Below are 15,725 nucleotides of genomic sequence, written 5' to 3'. Positions count from 1 at the left end.
ACTGAGCGTAGAGAACTGGGCCTCGGCGGCCTCCACGACGGTCCGGGCCAGGGCCGCGCTGTTGCGGACCTTGCGGTTCTTCAGCCACGTCGCGATCCGGGAGGCACCTGCGCGACGGATCGCGGCCGGGGCCTGGTAGCCGGTCAACAGCAGGACCGGCCCCTTCTTCGTCGGGTCCAACGAACGTTCCAACGCAGGGAAGATTTCCAAGAGTTGGGCGCGCAGTCGGTTGATCTGCCGGGTCCGGTCGCAGACCAGATCGGTGCGGCGAGTGACCAGCGTGCGCAGGTCGACCGATATCTCGTCGCCGGGCCGCAGGACACCGAGGTCGGTGCGCATGCGGGCCTGGTCAGCAATGACGAAGGCGTCCTTCGCGTCGGTCTTGGCCTGGCCCCGGTAGCCGGCCGATGCACGGTGGATGGCCAGGCCGGTGATGTAGGTGACGTGCTGGTCGTGGCTGACCAGCAGACCGAGCAGGAGCGCGGCCCCGCCGTGGTTGATGTCCACAGCCCACAGCACACCCCGCGACAGCTCCAGCACGTCAGCGATGAGCTGGAGCAGTTCAGCCTCGTCGTTCAGAATCCGACGCGACAGCAGTCGCTTGCCCTGGGTGTCGATCACCACGCAGTGGTGATGTTCCTTGCCGATGTCCACTCCGGCCCAGATCTCGGGCACAGCCACCTCCGTCAGCTCGTCGTACACCAACCCAGCAGACGACCTCGCCGACGTTGTCCTACAAAGCGATCGCGTCGCGTCTCCCAATTAGCGGTCGAGTCGTCGCGGGGTTCCGGGCGGCCAAGTTCTCTGAGCCATCCAGCGGCGACTCCATGACAGCCATACCCGGAACCCCTGGGCCCCGCCGATCTTACGAATGACCAGTTCAGACCCACATCAAGAAAGGTAGGACTCCATGATCACGCAAAGCCCGTGCCTGTCTCACATCCGGGCCCCTCAGTCGACGAGCGGCCAACCATTTGCCGGTCGGTCTCAGTGCCTCTGTCTGGGCGCTGCGACGGTGGTGCGCTTTCGCCAGCACACGCCGTGGCGCTTTGAGTGAGCGCTACTCGTTTGTCGGGTGATCGCTGAGAGGCTGGGCCGTCCGGTTGAGACGGTTCGTGGGTGGCTGCGCAGGTTCGCTTCCCGGGCGGAGTGGGTCCGGAGGTTCTTCACGGTGGTGCTGGTGGATGCCGGGGTTGACCCAGCTCCTCCGGGGCTGGCCCGCACGGTCTTCGCCGACGCGGTTAGCGCGGTCGTCGGAGCGTGGTGGTCGGTCGCGGCCCGGTGGCCGCGGGTCGGCAAGGTGTCGCCCTGGCTGGTGGCCTGCGCGGTCTCCGGCGGGATACTGCTGGCGCCGTCCTGGCCCTCGGAAACGATCAACACCAGTCGACTCTGACGCCACGCCGACACCAGCTGTCACCGTCACGCGTATGTGTTCACGCTGCGTGAGAGGGCTGGTGTCAGATGCCAGGTCAGGAAGACCAGACACGGCTGGAGCGGGCTCAGGCGATCGGCCTGTTCCGCTACATGCTGATCAGGGAGGCGGCCGACCCGACGCTGTCCCGACGCCAGCGCGGCACGCTGGTGCGGGAACTGGCGGCCATGACGCATATCGACCCGGACGGCCGGCCGGTCCAGGGTCACCCGGTGGACCCTGGACCGGTGGATCTGCGAGTGGCGCCGGGCCGGGTTCGAGGCCCTGGTGCCGTCGCCGCGCCAGTCCCGGCCCCGGAGGCGACCTTGATCTATCTCGCCGACCATATCGACCCGGACCGCGAGGCGACCCTGCCCACGGAGAAGCACTGAGCCCGACCTCACCGAACCGCGGCGATCCGTTCCAAGATCCGTTCGAGCACCTGGCCCGGGGCAGGCTGAGAACTCCACATCGGACGCAGGTCGTCGTCGTGCCAGCGCGGCACCACATGGGCATGGAAATGGAAAACCTCTTGCCCGGCGGCCTCGCCAGTGGAGTGGACGATGTTCACACCGTCGGGAGCAAGTGCCGCCGTCACCAAAGCAGCGATTCGATGCACCATCCGAGCAACATGCCCGTGAGCGGCTTCGGAGATCTCCCAGACGTCGCGGACGTGCTCGCGCGGGACGATCAGGGTGTGCCCTGGAGAGGCTGGCGCGATATCGAGGAACGCCACGGCGTGCTCGTCTTCCAGGACGCGATAGGACGGCAGCCGACCGGCAACGATCTGGCAGAAGATGCAGCTACTCACCCGCCCGATGATCGCATCCAGTACACCTCCGCAGCATCAACTCGTGCAACTTCAGCCGCCACCTTGCACGGGTTCGCCGGAACAAGTGCGCTTTGGCGAAGGGTGAGTTCGTGGCCACCGCGTGGCCTTGTACTCCTCACGTCCGGTGAAGATCTGGAACAGCAGCCGAGCGCCCTTCTTGTCCAGATTGAGGTAGCCGAACTCGTCCAGGCAGAGAAGATCGACCTTGCTGTAGCGGGCGATCACCGAGGACAGCCGACGGGCGGCGTCAGCTTCGGCGAGTTCGTTGACCAGAGCGGAGGTGGTCGTGTAGCGGACGGTCAGGCCTGCCTCGGCGATCGCGGTGCCCACCCCGATCAGCAGGTGCGACCTGCCGGTTCCCGAGTCACCGATCAGCACCAGTGGCCGTCCGTCGCGGACCCAGGACGGGCTCTTGAGGTCCCCCATCACATGCCGAGGAGTGCTGGGATCTGGTGGACGCCGTCGAGGATGTGGGTGGGGTTTTCGGCTGCGAGTTCGTCGCGGGTCTGGGCGCCGGTGAGGACGCCGATGACGGTTGTGGCGCGGGCGGCGTGGCCGGCGCGGATGTCGAGTGCGGTGTCGCCGGCGACCAGGACGGTTGTGGGGTCGGTGACGCCGGTGAGTTCCATGGCGCGGTGGATCATGTGGGGTTCGGGGCGGCCGGCAGGTACTTCGGAGGCGCAGACTACGGCGTCGAGGTGGTCGCCGATGCGCCAGCCGAGGGCTTCCAGCAGCGGGTCGGTGACCTGGCGGTCGAAGCCAGTGGTGAGAGCAACACGGACGCCTGCCGAGCGTAGTGCGGCGAGGGTTTCGGGGATGCCGGGCAGGGGGGTGGGGCGGGTGGTGGCGTAGGCGTGGTGCAGGCGCGTGACGAACTGTGCGTGCAGGTCTTCCACCGCGGCCGGGTCGCCAGTGAGGGCGGCGAGTGCTTCGCGTTTGTCGGCGCCCATCCAGCGGCGGATGTCGGTGTCGCGGGCTGGTGTGCCGTGGTCGGCCACGACGGCGGCGAGGACGCGGTACACGGCGTTTTGCTCGTCCACGGTGGTTCCGGCGATGTCGAATGCGGCCAGGGCGATCATGGTTTCTCTTTTCAGGACAGGCGGCGGCGGACGGCGGCGGACAGGCGGTCCACGGCCACGATGAGGACGACGACCACGAGGATGTGGGTGAGCATTTCGTCGAACTTGAACAGGCGGATGGACTGGTTGATCAGGAAGCCGATGCCGCCTGCGCCGACCAGGCCGAGGACGAGGGAGGAGCGTACGTTGACGTCGAAGCGGTACATCAGCAGGCCGACCAGCTGGGGTGTGACGGTGGGCAGCAGGGCGTGTGCGGCGGTCTGGATGCGGCCGGCGCCTGCGGAGCGCAGTGCCTGGGAGGGGCCGGGGTCGGCGTCTTCCAGTGCTTCGGCCCAGAGTTTGCCCATGACGCCGACGTTGTGGCACACCAGGGCGAGGACGCCGGGGAAGGGGCCGAGGCCTACGGCGGTGACGAAGATGAGGGCGAAGACCACGTCGGGTACGGCCCGCAGGAAGGACAGCACGGAGCGCGCCGTCTGGTAGGCCCATGGCGAGGGGGCGGTGCCACGTGCGGCGAGCAGGGCCAGTACGAGGGAGAACGGCACGGACAAGGTGGTGCCCAGCAGGCCGATCCACAAGGTGACCGCTGCGCCGGACAGGCTGGGCTCGAGCACGTCCCAGGTCAGGCTGGGCGGGATCGCTTCGGCGAGGAAGTCGGCCATGCCGCGCCAGCCTTCGGCGAGCGCGCCGAAGGAGACTTCAGTGGCGTTCCAGGCGATCACGTGCGCAGCCGCCACGGCGGTGGTGATAACCGTGCCCGCGATCAGGGTCCGCGGGCGGCGGGGTTTGGACGGCACGGGGAGTCGGCGGACGCCGTCGGCGATGGTCATGAGACGGCCTCCATGGCTGCCGGCTGGTACAGGGAATCGACGTTGGAGTGGGGTGGCCCGTCGAGGACGACGCGGCCGTCGCGCAGGCCGACGATGCGGTCGGCGTGCCGGGCGGCGAGCGAGGGCTGGTGCAGTACGGCGAGTACGGCGAGCTGTTCGACGTGGGCGAGTTCGGCGAGCAGGGCGAGCACCTGCTCGGATGCCGCGGGGTCCAGGGCGGACACCGGTTCGTCGGCGAGCACGACCCGTGGCCGCTGGCACAGGGCGCGGGCGACGGCGACGCGTTGCTGCTGTCCGCCCGACAGGCTGCCGGCGCGGTCGTGGGCGCGGTCGGCGAGGCCCACCCGGTCCAGGCAGGCCATCGCCTCCTCCCGCAGTTCGCGGGAAAACAGTGCGGGCACCAGCGAGGCTCGCAGCGGCAGGCGGCCGAGTGCGCCGGCGCACACGTTGTCCAGGACGGTGCGCCGGCGAACGAGGTGGATGTGCTGGAAGACCACGGCGATGTCGAGCGGGCCGCGGCCTTTCCCGTCGACGGTCACACTGCCCTCCTCCATCGGCTGCAGACCGGCGGCGGCGCGCAGCAGTGTCGACTTGCCGCAGCCGTTGGCGCCGAGCACGGCAAGCAGTTCGCCCCGGGCGACGGTGACATCCACACGGTGCAGTACCTGCCGTTCGCCGTACCGCACCGTGATGTCGGACAGCGTGAGCATCAGACGTCCTTTTCGGTGAGGTTGAGCGCGGAGGCGAGGTCGAACAGCGGCTGGTAGGTGGACTTCTCGACGGCCACCAGGGGTCCGGGCGGGCTGATGTCGAGCAGCTCGCCGATCTTGCCGACCTTGGCCGGCGGGAGCTTGAGCAGGGCGTCGCGTACGGCGGTCTTGAACTGTGCGGAGTGGTCGCCGCGGACGGTGATCGGGTCGTTGGGGATGGGGTCGGAGGACCAGATCCGGCGGTACTTCGCCTGGTCGAAGGTGCCCGCGGCGGTGGCGCTGGCCAGCTGCTGGGAGTTGATCTCGGCTGCGTCGACGGCGCCGTTGGTCAGGGCGAGCAGTGCTTCGGGGTGGCCGCCGGCGTAGTTGATGCGTACGTCGTTCTTGGCCATGCCCGCGTCAATGAGTGCCTTGCGGGGCAGAGCGTCACCGGAGGTGGAGCCGACGGAGGACAGCGCAAGGGTGTGATCGCGCAGCTGGTTGATGGAGGTGATGTCGGAGTTCTTGGGCACCCAGATGCCGGCGGTGTAGCTGGAGAGCTTTTCGGCTGCGTCGCCGAAGGAGGCGACGGCCTCGGCGTTGGCGCGCTTGCTGGCGAACACGTAGCCGAGGGGGCCGAAGATGCCTATGTCGAGCTTGCGGTTTTCCATGGCGAGTACTTCGGCGGAGTAGTCCTCGGTGACGATCAGTTCGACCGGGCAGTTCAGGCTTTCGCCGAGGGCGTCGGCGAGGACCTTGGCGGCAGGGGTGAGCCGGGCGGGGTCCTCGAACGGTTCGACGCCGAAGCGGATCTTGCCACCTGGGCAGGTGGCGGATTGCGGCTCGGTGGGGCCGGAGCAGGCGGTGAGGGCGAGGGCAGCCGCGAGGGTGCCGACGAGGGCGTGACGACGGACGGACACAGGGGCACTCCGGGAAAAGGGGGCGAGCAGGAAGGGAAAATAAAGAGGGAGGGGGTTTGCGCGGGCGGGCTCACGCTGGGCCGGCTACGGGAACGGTGTCAGCCGCACCCGGCCCGGGTCAAGAGCTTGTATCTACAAGTCACCCGTTGTTCATCCGGGGTGGTGGCCCATCTCGGCGGCCGTGCGCTGTACCTCGAACACGCGCCTGCCGTCACGGTTGATCCAGGTGGCAGTGAGCGTGGCCGGGCTCACGGTGGTGTCGGCCACCAGCTTCAGGAACACGTGTGGCTCGACGGCGCTGTGCACCAGGTGCGGGCTGGGCACGTTGAGGCTGGGGATGGTGCTGCCGTGCAGTGGACTGACGATGAACTGCCACAGGTCGTAGCCGACACGCGGGCCATAGTTCAGGGCGCGGGAGACGTGGATGTCGCCGCCGATCAGGAAGCAGCCGGGGATGCGCTCGGCGGCGATGAAGTCCAAGATCGCGTCCCGCTCGTGGGCGTAGGTGCCCCAGTCGTCGGACTCACCGTTCTGCTTGTCGTCCCAGATCATCCCGGTGGCCAGCGCCTTGAACGTGGCGGTGCTCTCCAGCAGCCGCTCGCGCAGCCAGTCCCACTGCACCCGGCCCAGGCAGGTCGGCTTGGCCGGGTCGGCCCAGCTGGGTTCGGTGCGGCTGAACCAGCGCGGGTCGAGCAGGAAGACCTCGATCGGGCCGCGGCGGAAAGAGGTGTAGACGCCCTGCCCATCCTCGCGTGCGGTCAGGCCCGTGCCGTCGGCGCCGTGGCCGAAGGTGGCGTTGGCGCGGTAGTCGACGAACGCGGTGCGGGTGTTCGTCTTGCCCTTGAAGTCGCCGTGCGTGTCGTTGCCGCCGAAGTCGTGGTCGTCCCACGTGCCCCAGACGGGCATCGAGCGGACCATCTCCGCGAGCTCGGGCTGCACCAGGAACTCGCGGTGCTTGCGGCGCGCCACGGCCAGGTCGGAGGAGTCCACGTAGGGGGTGTCGCCGAGCATGACGAAGCTGTCGCAGCCCTCGTCCATGATCTGTGTCCACACGCTGTTGGGTGTCGAGGGCGCGCACGAGCCCAGCCCCATCGTGACAACGGACGGCCGGCCCGGCGGGGGCGCGGTGGTGAACGACCCGGTCAGCGGGGTGAAGCCGAGCGCGGTGCGCGCCGGGGTGATCGAGTACTCGTAGGTGGCGCCGGGGCGCAGATCGGAAAGGTCGAACAAGAGGGTGTTGTCGTTGGCGGTGGACAGCTCGGCAGTGACCGTGCGCGCGGCTCCGTGCGTGGTGCGGAAGGTGCACAGCCAGCCGGCGAACTGGGTGGGATCCAGCCCGGGCCGCGCCCATATCCGTGCACTGGCGTGCTCGACATGGCCGACCAACGGGCCGGCCGCCCGCTCGGGCGGCATCGGGGTCGGCGTCACGGAGGGCGCGGCGCCGGTGCGTACCATCCGCACATACCGCGCCAGGGTGGCGAAGAACGCAGCACTGTCCTCCACGGCCGCGGCCGGCTGGACCGCGGCGCCGGTGCTGTCGAAGCACTTGTCGACGGTCAGGCTGGAGACGAGGAACCGGCCGACGCCGTGCCCTCCCTCCAGCAGGGCGGGCGGGAACCCGGTGGCGGCGCAGGCCATCAGCACCCGCATCGACCGCCATTGCCCGACCGTCTCCCAGCTGACCCGCGTAGCGGTGTTGCGTCCGGTGAACAGCAACCCGCCGCTGGTGCGCAGTCCGGCCACCAGCGGGTGGTCGGTGACGGTGGGGTGGATCGTGTCGTAGTCGGCGTCGGTGCGCACCGCGCCCAGGCTCGCCGGCAGGTAGGACACCGCCGCGCCGAACTGATCAGACTGCGCCAGGTCCAGCACCACCCGGCCCTCGGCGACGAACTGGCGCAGCGATTCGGCGTGGGCGGTGACGTAGTCGGTGTAGCGGGCGTCGTTGTTGGTGAAGCTGCCGAACGCGATCAGGTCCACCGGATCGCCCTGGTCAGTCGCGGCACGGGCAAGGTCCAGCGGGACAACCGTGACTCCGGCCCGGCGCAGCAGTTCGGCCAGGCCCGTGGCCTTGGTCCACGGGTCGGTGTACTCCAGCACGGCGGCACGCAGCGGAGTGTCGGCGGCGGCAGCAACCTGGGGCGCGGCAACCGCCAGCGCGGCAGCGGCGCCGCTGACCAGGAACAGTCGTCTGTCGAATCCGTCCTTGACCATGTTTCGTCCTCCTCGATTGGGGCGGTACGGGAGGAACGCTCGCAGCCGTCTGCACCCCAGATCAAGAGCTTGTATTTACAAGTCATTGTTTGTTCATGCTCTGGCTGCCATCAGCCGCCTCGTTGGCGCGGACCTGTAAAGTCAAGCGCATGGCAACACCCCTGCATCGGTCCATCGCGGCCGAACTGCGGCAGCGCATCCGCAGCGGAGCACTCCGCGTGGGCGAGGCGCTGCCCTCGGAAGCCCAGCTGTGCCAGGAGTTCTCCGCGTCGCGCGGCCCCGTCCGGCAAGCGCTCGCCGCGCTGCGGGACGAGGGCATGATCGGCGGCGGACAGGGCAAACGGCCGATGGTGCTCGACCTCGTGCCCGCCCAGCCGTTCGAGGCGTTCCTGTCGTTCACCCGGCGCGCCGAGATAACTGGATACGTACCTGGTCAGCGGCTCCAGGAGATCGCGCTACGCCGCCCAGAGCCCGAGATCGCCGCCGCCCTCCAGATCGACCCGGACGATGTCGCCGTCCAGTTGATCCGGCTGCGGCTGCTCGACGGCCGCCCGGCGATGCTGGAGCGCATGACCTATGTCGCCTCGGTCGGGCGTCCGCTGATCGACGCCAATCTTGACGCCGGGTCGATCTACGCGCTGCTCACCGAACAGGGTGTGGACCTGGATTCGGCCCGGCACACGTTCGATGCCGTCGCCGCCGACGCCACCGACTCCGCGCTGCTCGAGGTGCCCGAAGGGTTCCCGCTGCTACGCGAACGGCGGCTGACCACCGACTCCCAGGGCGTACCGATCGAATGGTCCGACGACCGCTACCGCTCCGACATCGCCACCGTGACAGTGACCAACACCCGCAGCTCCCGCACCGCCATGCTCTGAAAAGGCCCTCTCATGCATCGGGCCGTCGGCGGCATCCCGGCCCGCGGCCGTCCACCGGTACCGGCTGCGGACCTCAGTCAACACGCCTGCGGAGCCAGCTCGTTGGCCGCCGGAGGCGGCGGTGGCGGACAGCGGCCGCGAGCCGAGGCGATTTCCGGCCCACAACAGCGAGGAGTTTCTCCGGGATCCGCCACAACCCGCCTGGTCCTGCTCCCCGAAAGCCGTCGACCCGATACCGCAGCACCTTCGGGCTGCGCCCCAAGCCGACGCAAGCGGCACCGGCCCTAGGGAAGTTGAGGTATGACCGCCTGCCTGGGTGCGAGAGCCAGGCGCGCCGCCTCAACCGCCTCATCCAGCCGGTCCAACCCGTACGGTCCGGCGACCAGTTCGGCGAACGGGTGGGTGCGGTGGTGCGCGGCCAGGAAGTCCACCGCCGTCTGGAGGTCCGCGGCCCGGTAGTTGTGCACACCGACCACCGTGTGCAGTCCGCGCACCACCCACTCGGGGTCGAGCGCGACCGCCTCCCCCGGCGACACCGACCCGGCCAGCACCGCCGTGCCGCCTATCGCAAGCGCGGCCAGGCACGCGGTGACCGCGTCGGGCCGCCCGGACAGCTCCAGCGCCACATCGACCTCGCCCGGCACCTGTCCGGCATCGAGGGCCTCCGTGGCGCCGAACCGCACCGCCTGCGCTCGCCGCCCGGGTTCAGGGTCCACCGCCACCACGTGCGCTCCGGCCTGCGCGGCCATCGCCACCGCCGTCACGCCCAGCATGCCCGCGCCCGCCACCAGCACCCGACGCCCGCCCAGCGGCCCCGCCGCCGCGAGCGCTGCGGCCACCGTCGCCGTGGCGCAGGACGCCGGACTGGCCACGACATCCGGCACGCCGTCGGGCACCGCAACGATGGTCGTGCCGGGCAGCAGCACGCAGTGCGTGGCGAACCCACCCGTCAGCGGGGCGCTCTCATCCAGCGGTTCATGCCCGTACTTGCGCAGCCGCCGGCACTTCTGCGGCACCCCGCGCCGGCACCGGTCGCAGTCGCCGCACGACGCGGTGACCGACCACACCACCCGCATGCCGGCCACGACCGGCTCGCCATTGGCACAGCGCAGGTCGCCTTCTCCTATCGCCACAACAGTTCCGACCTGCTCGTGCCCCAGCACGGCCGGCACCGGGGACGGCCGCCGCCCGCCGACGGTGTGCAGATCACTGCCGCAGACGGTCGCAAGGTCGATCCGCACCAGGACCTCACCGGGGCCGGGCGCGCGCGGCGTCGTGGCCGACACGAGCGAGAACGGCCGCCCCACCCCCTCCCAGCGGGCATAGCGGACATCGACAGCGTCTTCCGGAATCGTCACAGACTTCACAACTGCCAACATGCCACGGAGCCCATCACGCAGGCAACAACTTATATTGACAAGTTCAACTCTGTGACGTGGAGCTTTGTGTGTTTTCTCACTGTTTGAACTCTATCGTAGATACATGTTTGCCTGGAGTACACCCGGTGAGGGCACACCGGTCATGCATCTCGCCGCCGGCGCCACCTCGCGTAACCGTGCGGCCATCCTCGGCCGCGTCGTAGCGGCGGCTGCCAGCAGGGGCCAGCACGCACGGGAACTCGGCGTCGCTGTGCGTGCCGAGAATTACGTCCGTGCAGGTCAAGCGGTGTGTTGGTACTCGTGGATCACTCCGCCGAGGCGGTCGTGTCGGCGTATGTCGAGGCGAGCGATCTGCTTGGGGTCGGTGATGGTTTCGGGGAGTGCGCGCAGCGGCGCGGCTGCCTGCAGGGAGCGGTGGGTGCGGTGCTCGTTGTAGAACTGCTCGTACTCGCTCAGGGCATGGCGCAGGTGGGGAGCGTTCCAGATGAGGGTACGGTCGAGGAGTTCGCGGCGGAGGCTGAGTACCCATCTCTCCATGATCGAGTTCATCCTTGGCATGCGGACGCCGGTGAACACGCTCTGGATGTGGGCGTCGGCGAGGATCTTGTCGATCAGGGCGGGGTACTTCGCGTCGCGGTCGCGGATCAGGTAGGCGGCGTGCGCGCCCACGTCCTCAAGGTCCATGACGAGGTTCTTGACCGCCTGGGTGACCCAGCCCGCGGTGGGGCGCGGTGGTGCCCAGGACGCGGATGCGGCGGGTTGCGTGCTCGATGACGGCCAGGATGTACTGCCGTTGCCCGGTCAGGGTGATGGTTTCGATGAAGTCCATGGCCGGCAGGGCGTCGGCCTGGGAGTGCAGGAAGCCGGCCCAGGTGGTGGCGGTCCGTTCCGGCGCCGGGTCGACGCCCTCGGCCTTGAGGATCTCCCAGACGGTGGACGGGGCGACCGTGATGCCGAGCACGGCCAGTTCCCCGTGGATACGGCGGTAGCCCCAGCCGCTGTTCTCGCGGGCCAGGCGCAGGACCAGCGCCCGGATCGAGCGGACGGTGCGCGGCCGTCCGGGCCGCTTGGGGCGGCGGATGCGGGCGTGCCGCCGCTTCACCAGGGTGTGGTGCCGCCGCAGCACCGTGTCCGGACGTGCCAGAAGCCGGAGACGACGCAGCACCTGGCGCGGCAGCGGTGCCAGGAGCGCGGCGAGGAAGGCCCGGTCCTCGGGGGCAAACCTCACCCTTTGGGGGCCGAGTTGCCGCTCAAGGACCGTGATCTGGTGGCGTAGGGCCAGGATCTCGACGTCCTTGGCGCGGTCGCTCATCGGGAGCAGCCAGAGCGCGGCGAAGGCATTCGACACGCTCAGATAAGCGAGACGCAGGAGCACGAGTGGTCATCATGCCGTGGCAACTGGCAACGGCCGCAAGCGGGATGACCTGCGCGGACGAGATTCTCGGCACGCACACTCCTCGTGAAGCGAACGGCTCCGACGGCCTTCAGACGGCTACCTCCACGGTGAGCAGGTCTCTGGCGAGCAGCCCTGCGCCCAGGCATCCGGCGGTGTCCCCGAGGGCCGCCGGAACGATCGCGGGGAGCTTGTGGAACGTGATGCGTTGCTCCACAGCCGCCCGTAGGGGTGTGAACAGGGTTTCTCCGGCCTCGGCGAGGCCGCCGCCGATGATCAGTGTGCGGGGATCCAGGAGTGTGAGCGCGGTGACCAGGCCGTCGGCGAGGGCGTCGACCGCCGCCTGCCACACCCCGGTCGCGGCCTCGTCGCCCGCCTCGACGGCGTTGGCGCAGTCGGCGGCGTCGGCGGCGGGGTCGCCGCTCGCGGCGGCCCAGGCGCGAGTGACCGCGGCGGCGGATGCCAGTGCCTCCAGACAGCCACGTCGGCCGCAGCCGCACGCGGGGCCGCCGGGGCGTACGACGATGTGGCCGATCTCTCCGGCGCAGCCATGGGCGCCGGACTCGATGCCGTCGTCGATGCCGATCGCACCGGCGATGCCGGTGCCGAGCGACACGAACAGGAACCGGCCGGTGCCGCGGCCCGCCCCGATGCGGCCCTCGGCGAGGCCGCCGGTGCGGACGTCGTGCCCGAGCGCGACGGGGATCCCGGCGAGCCTGCGGCTCAGCAGCTCCCGCATCGGGACGTCACGCCAGCCGAGGTTGGCCGCGTAGACGGCGACGCCCTGCTCTACGGCGACGATGCCGGGCACGGCGACGCCCGCGGCCTCCGCCGCCGTGCCGAAGTACTTCTCCCCGTAGGCACGCAGATCCTCCGCGAAGCCGAGGATCGACTCCACGACGGCATCGGGCCCGCGCTCGCGCCCGGTGGCCTGCCGCGCCTCGTACAACAGCGCCCCGTCCAGCCCTACCAGAGCCGCCTTCATTCCGGTACCGCCCACATCGAGGGCGATGACATGTCTCATGGGAACTCTCTCACGCGTGACATCACACAGGTTCAGCCCACTGGTACTTCCTCGGCGACAGCCGCCGGGCTGCGCCCCGGCCGCCGGACGACGACTGGCAGCGGGGCGCGGCTCGCTCAGGAGCTGTCAGGACTCGTCGCCGGCTGAGAGATCCAGGATCCGGATGTCGTCGTGGAAGATGATGCGCGTCGGAACGTCTCCCTTTTCGAGCGTCTCGCTGGGGCGGTAGAGGCCCCACTTGAGATAGCCGAAGTCCGTCGGATTCACGGGGTGGAACGTCTGCACGTTCTCGTACGTCTGCCGCAGTGTGTACTCCGATTCCCCGGGCATCCGGGCGGAGACCCTGTAGTAGCCGGTGCTGTCGTCCGTCCACTTCACGTCCACGCGGAAGCGCATCCACTCACCGAGGTACGGGCGGAAGTCGTCGACCACAGTGGACTGGAGGTTGAGGGTCGGCGACCGGAAGGCGATGCTGCTCCGCTTGGTCATGATGTAGAAGGACGGAAGGTTTCCGCCGGCGTGCTTCCCCTGGAAGATGATGTCGCCGGTTTCCGAGTCCCCCGGTTCGTAGGTCTCCCAGTCCTTCAGAAGGACGCTGAACTCGTACCGGTGCTCGTCACCAACATGGATCCTCCCCTCGGGGACATTGTTGGTGGCGCTCTCGCTGCGCGGGGCTCCGTCAGAGACGTAACCGGGATCGCCGAGTGTCACCTTGTGGGCGATGGCGTGGTCAGCCCCGGACTCGACGACGTACGACGCGTCCTCCGCCGTCGCATGCGTCGTGGTCAGGTCCGGAATGCCGGAATTCAGGCTGCCGTCCCGGTAGTCGATGTCCAGCAGGATCGAGGAGTTTCGGGACTGGCCCTTCGCAAATCGGCTTCTGCTGTCCTGCCCCGCCTCCGCGGTGGTCAGGCCGGCGACGGTCAGCGTCCCCGCGATCACCGCGGCGATGGCGGACCGTCTCATTGACTTCTTCATGGTCAGATCACCGGCCTGTCGTCGATGCGGACGAGGTTGTGGCCGCGCATCGTGTAGAGGCGGCCGTCTGCGTCGGCGTTCAGGTGCGCACCGCTGTACCAGGCGCCGTTGATCTGAGGCACCACGGTGCTGACGGCGAAGGTCTTGGGGTCGAAGCGGAAGAGGGTGGTGTCGGAGACGCCGTAGACGACGCCTCGGCTGGTGACCATGGCCGCGAAGCCGGGGCAGATGGCGCGGTGATCGGCGGTGTGGATCACCCGGCGGATCCGCAGGTCGACGACGAAGAAGCCGCCCTTCCTCGTGAGTCCGTACAGGTGACCGCCGTGGACCGCCAGCGCGGCCACGCCGGTGTCCAGGGGAAGATCGATGCGCCACAGCTCCCGCCCGGCGACCGGGTCGAAGGCGACGACCGTGCCACGCGGCCCCTGCGTGGTGGGGTTGTCGCCGCCGAGGTACGCGACGCCCTCCCGGGAGGCGACCGCACGCACCAGCTGGAGCTCGTCGACCGGATTGATGAAGGCGGACTTCTTGCCCGTCTTCGGCGAGTAGGTCCACAGGGAGCCGCCGCCCTCGGTGTCGGACTGCGCGCCGACGAGCAGGAGCCGGTTGACCGCGTCGTAGCAGACGTCGAGCGGACGGTTCTGTTCGCTCGGGAATTCCGCGAGCTGGTGGGGCTGCTCGTCGGCCGAGGGGTTGTACGTCCACATGCCCTGCGAGCTGTACTGGCCGGTGTAGAGCACCCCGTTCAGCACCTCGATGTCCTTCGCCTCGCCGGGCGCCCGGAGGTTGACCACCTTGCCGGTGCTCAGGTCGTGGCGTGCGATGACGTTGTTGCCGCCGACGTAGACGTACCGGTGGTCGGCGGCGATTCCCATGCTGGTCTGAGGACTGACGGGCGCGCCAGCCGGACCGAGTTCGGTGATGACCGACGTTGCGGCGGCTATGTCGATTTCGCCGACGAAGCCGTAGCCCGAGACGACGGTCAGTGCGCCGTCGGCGTAGTCCAGGCCCCATATCTCGCCGAGATCGGGCCCGTCGAACGCGAGCGGGGCGACAGCCTTGTTCGCCATCGAGTAGGAGTGCAGACCGGAATCGGTGGCGAAGTAGATCAGGTCGCCGTTCGCCGTCATGTTCTTGACCACCTTGCCGTCGCTGGGCGCCACGGTGTACGAGGCGAGGTCGGCCAGGTCCATCACCGCGAGCTTGGCGGGCTCGGTCGATCCCGAGGTGCTGACGACGAGGCGATCGCCGAAGACGGCGAGTTCGCGCAAGCTGGGGTCCTTCTCCATCTCCGTCGGCGTGACGTTGGTGAAGGTGCCCGCCGCCCGGTCGTACGCGTACAGCGATGCCTTGCTCGCCCCGTCTCCACCGGCCAGGATGCTGCCGGCTCCGAAGAAGACGGTCGTGTCCGTGGCGGCGACGGCCCTGGCCAGGGTGGCCTTCGGGTCGGGGATGCCGAGATTGGTCACCGCGCCGGTGCCCGGGTCGTACATCCACAGCGCGGGCGCCTTCCCCGGCACGCCGCCCACGGCGTACACGGTGCCGTCCGGGGCGACGGCGAGCTCGCGGATGTCGCGGTCCTCGGTCCGGCCGACGCCCACGGCGGGCTTGTCCGGAGTGGTCAGGTCCCAGCGGAAGAGGTTCGGCTTGCCCTCGTCGGCCTTGGTCAGGATGCCGGCGTACAGGTACCTGCCGGTGGGATCCGCGGCAAGGGCCTGAACCGAGTGTCCCGTGCCCAGGTCGGTCTGGGACACCACCTTGCGGGTCGGCAGGTGGAAGGCGATCAGCCGGGTCGGAGTGAGGTTGCGGGAGCCGATGTAGACGGTGTCGCCGACCCGGATCCCGCTCATGAGCGCGAACTGCTCGATGGCTGGGCCCAGGTCGGTGATGGTGGTGCCGGGCCGGGGCGTCTCGGCCTGCGCCGGTGCGGTGAGGAGCGGGGCCGCGGCTGCGGCGAGCCCGAGGGCGCCGCCGGCCTTGAGCAGCTGGCGCCTGCCCATCGATGGAGAGTGCTGCATGGGGGGACTCCTTGGGTCGTTGTGCGGGACACGGAGCGGGGAGGAGTAAGCGCCGTGGGCGGAGCGCACGGCAGGGGTCGACC

14 protein-coding genes and 2 pseudogenes are annotated in these 15,725 nt (G+C 69.3%); 3 read left to right on the top strand and 13 right to left on the bottom strand.

Translation table 11 applies throughout. The features are described from left to right. Positions 1-3 precede the first annotated feature (3 nt). A pseudogene (locus OG972_RS48005) lies at positions 4-675 on the bottom strand (IS110 family transposase); the annotation flags it as partial. A gap of 505 nt (positions 676-1,180) precedes the next feature. Between OG972_RS48005 and OG972_RS48000 the strand changes: the two are divergent. Beyond that, entirely contained in the window at positions 1,181-1,393 is a 213-nt protein-coding gene (locus tag OG972_RS48000) for a hypothetical protein (RefSeq protein ID WP_266993391.1), read from the top strand. 213 nt (positions 1,394-1,606) lie between these two features. After that, the gene (locus OG972_RS49490; RefSeq protein ID WP_323136012.1) at positions 1,607-1,741 is read left to right on the top strand and encodes a helix-turn-helix domain-containing protein; all 135 of its coding nucleotides are present in this window, start codon (positions 1,607-1,609) and stop codon (positions 1,739-1,741) included. Between the two features lie 70 nt (positions 1,742-1,811). Here the strand turns inward: OG972_RS49490 and OG972_RS47990 are convergent, their stop codons facing one another. From OG972_RS47990 to OG972_RS47960, 7 genes are all read right to left on the bottom strand, one after another. Beyond that, a complete protein-coding gene (locus OG972_RS47990; protein ID WP_266993388.1) occupies positions 1,812-2,222 on the bottom strand; it encodes an HIT family protein in 411 nt (136 codons plus the stop codon). 51 nt (positions 2,223-2,273) lie between these two features. After that, positions 2,274-2,669, bottom strand: a complete 396-nt coding sequence (locus OG972_RS47985) for an ATP-binding protein (RefSeq protein WP_323136004.1) — start codon at positions 2,667-2,669, stop codon at positions 2,274-2,276. Then, a complete protein-coding gene (locus OG972_RS47980; protein ID WP_266993386.1) occupies positions 2,669-3,322 on the bottom strand; it encodes a phosphonatase-like hydrolase in 654 nt (217 codons plus the stop codon). Before OG972_RS47980 ends, OG972_RS47985 begins: the two co-directional genes overlap by 1 nt. Before the next feature lie 11 nt (positions 3,323-3,333). Continuing rightward, complete coding sequence (gene phnE, locus OG972_RS47975) at positions 3,334-4,152, bottom strand: phosphonate ABC transporter, permease protein PhnE (RefSeq protein ID WP_266993384.1); 819 nt, start codon at positions 4,150-4,152, stop codon at positions 3,334-3,336. Further along, the gene (locus OG972_RS47970; RefSeq protein ID WP_266993382.1) at positions 4,149-4,862 is read right to left on the bottom strand and encodes a phosphonate ABC transporter ATP-binding protein; all 714 of its coding nucleotides are present in this window, start codon (positions 4,860-4,862) and stop codon (positions 4,149-4,151) included. Before OG972_RS47970 ends, phnE begins: the two co-directional genes overlap by 4 nt. Next, positions 4,862-5,761, bottom strand: coding sequence for a phosphate/phosphite/phosphonate ABC transporter substrate-binding protein (locus OG972_RS47965; RefSeq protein ID WP_266993380.1), 900 nt, complete (start codon positions 5,759-5,761; stop codon positions 4,862-4,864). The genes OG972_RS47970 and OG972_RS47965 overlap by 1 nt, the downstream gene beginning before the upstream one ends. Before the next feature lie 150 nt (positions 5,762-5,911). After that, positions 5,912-7,972 (bottom strand): alkaline phosphatase, encoded by a 2,061-nt coding sequence (locus tag OG972_RS47960; RefSeq protein ID WP_266993378.1) that lies wholly within the window; start codon positions 7,970-7,972, stop codon positions 5,912-5,914. Positions 7,973-8,121: 149 nt separating this feature from the next. Between OG972_RS47960 and OG972_RS47955 the strand changes: the two genes are divergently transcribed. Continuing rightward, positions 8,122-8,850, top strand: coding sequence for a GntR family transcriptional regulator (locus OG972_RS47955; RefSeq protein WP_266993375.1), 729 nt, complete (start codon positions 8,122-8,124; stop codon positions 8,848-8,850). 284 nt (positions 8,851-9,134) lie between these two features. Here the strand turns inward: OG972_RS47955 and OG972_RS47950 are convergent, their stop codons facing one another. From OG972_RS47950 to OG972_RS47930, 5 genes and pseudogenes are all read right to left on the bottom strand, one after another. Further along, positions 9,135-10,217, bottom strand: coding sequence for a zinc-binding dehydrogenase (locus OG972_RS47950; RefSeq protein ID WP_266993373.1), 1,083 nt, complete (start codon positions 10,215-10,217; stop codon positions 9,135-9,137). Between the two features lie 291 nt (positions 10,218-10,508). Further along, positions 10,509-11,604 (bottom strand): annotated as a pseudogene (locus tag OG972_RS47945) (integrase core domain-containing protein). 109 nt (positions 11,605-11,713) lie between these two features. Next, complete coding sequence (locus OG972_RS47940; protein WP_266993371.1) at positions 11,714-12,646, bottom strand: ROK family protein; 933 nt, start codon at positions 12,644-12,646, stop codon at positions 11,714-11,716. Between the two features lie 126 nt (positions 12,647-12,772). Then, positions 12,773-13,612, bottom strand: coding sequence for a heparin lyase I family protein (locus tag OG972_RS47935; protein WP_266993369.1), 840 nt, complete (start codon positions 13,610-13,612; stop codon positions 12,773-12,775). Positions 13,613-13,626: 14 nt separating this feature from the next. Then, positions 13,627-15,642, bottom strand: a complete 2,016-nt coding sequence (locus OG972_RS47930; protein ID WP_266993367.1) for a PQQ-binding-like beta-propeller repeat protein — start codon at positions 15,640-15,642, stop codon at positions 13,627-13,629. Positions 15,643-15,725 lie beyond the last annotated feature (83 nt).

It is taken from the genome of Streptomyces sp. NBC_01669 (assembly GCF_026339735.1).
Taxonomy (GTDB): Bacteria; Actinomycetota; Actinomycetes; order Streptomycetales; family Streptomycetaceae; genus Streptomyces; species Streptomyces yanii.
The sequence above is the reverse complement of the archived record's forward strand: the minus strand, read 5'-3'. Positions and strand labels throughout refer to the sequence as shown.

Excerpts from the sequence above, each read along its gene's own strand:
- OG972_RS47960 (WP_266993378.1), bottom strand. The coding sequence starts at position 7,972 with ATGGTCAAGGACGGATTCGACAGACGACTGTTCCTGGTCAGCGGCGCC.
- OG972_RS47980 (WP_266993386.1), bottom strand. The coding sequence starts at position 3,322 with ATGATCGCCCTGGCCGCATTCGACATCGCCGGAACCACCGTGGACGAG.
- phnE (WP_266993384.1), bottom strand. The coding sequence starts at position 4,152 with ATGACCATCGCCGACGGCGTCCGCCGACTCCCCGTGCCGTCCAAACCC.
- OG972_RS47985 (WP_323136004.1), bottom strand. The coding sequence starts at position 2,669 with ATGGGGGACCTCAAGAGCCCGTCCTGGGTCCGCGACGGACGGCCACTG.
- OG972_RS47940 (WP_266993371.1), bottom strand. The coding sequence starts at position 12,646 with ATGAGACATGTCATCGCCCTCGATGTGGGCGGTACCGGAATGAAGGCG.
- OG972_RS47955 (WP_266993375.1), top strand. The coding sequence starts at position 8,122 with ATGGCAACACCCCTGCATCGGTCCATCGCGGCCGAACTGCGGCAGCGC.
- OG972_RS47935 (WP_266993369.1), bottom strand. The coding sequence starts at position 13,612 with ATGAGACGGTCCGCCATCGCCGCGGTGATCGCGGGGACGCTGACCGTC.
- OG972_RS47970 (WP_266993382.1), bottom strand. The coding sequence starts at position 4,862 with ATGCTCACGCTGTCCGACATCACGGTGCGGTACGGCGAACGGCAGGTA.
- OG972_RS47930 (WP_266993367.1), bottom strand. The coding sequence starts at position 15,642 with ATGCAGCACTCTCCATCGATGGGCAGGCGCCAGCTGCTCAAGGCCGGC.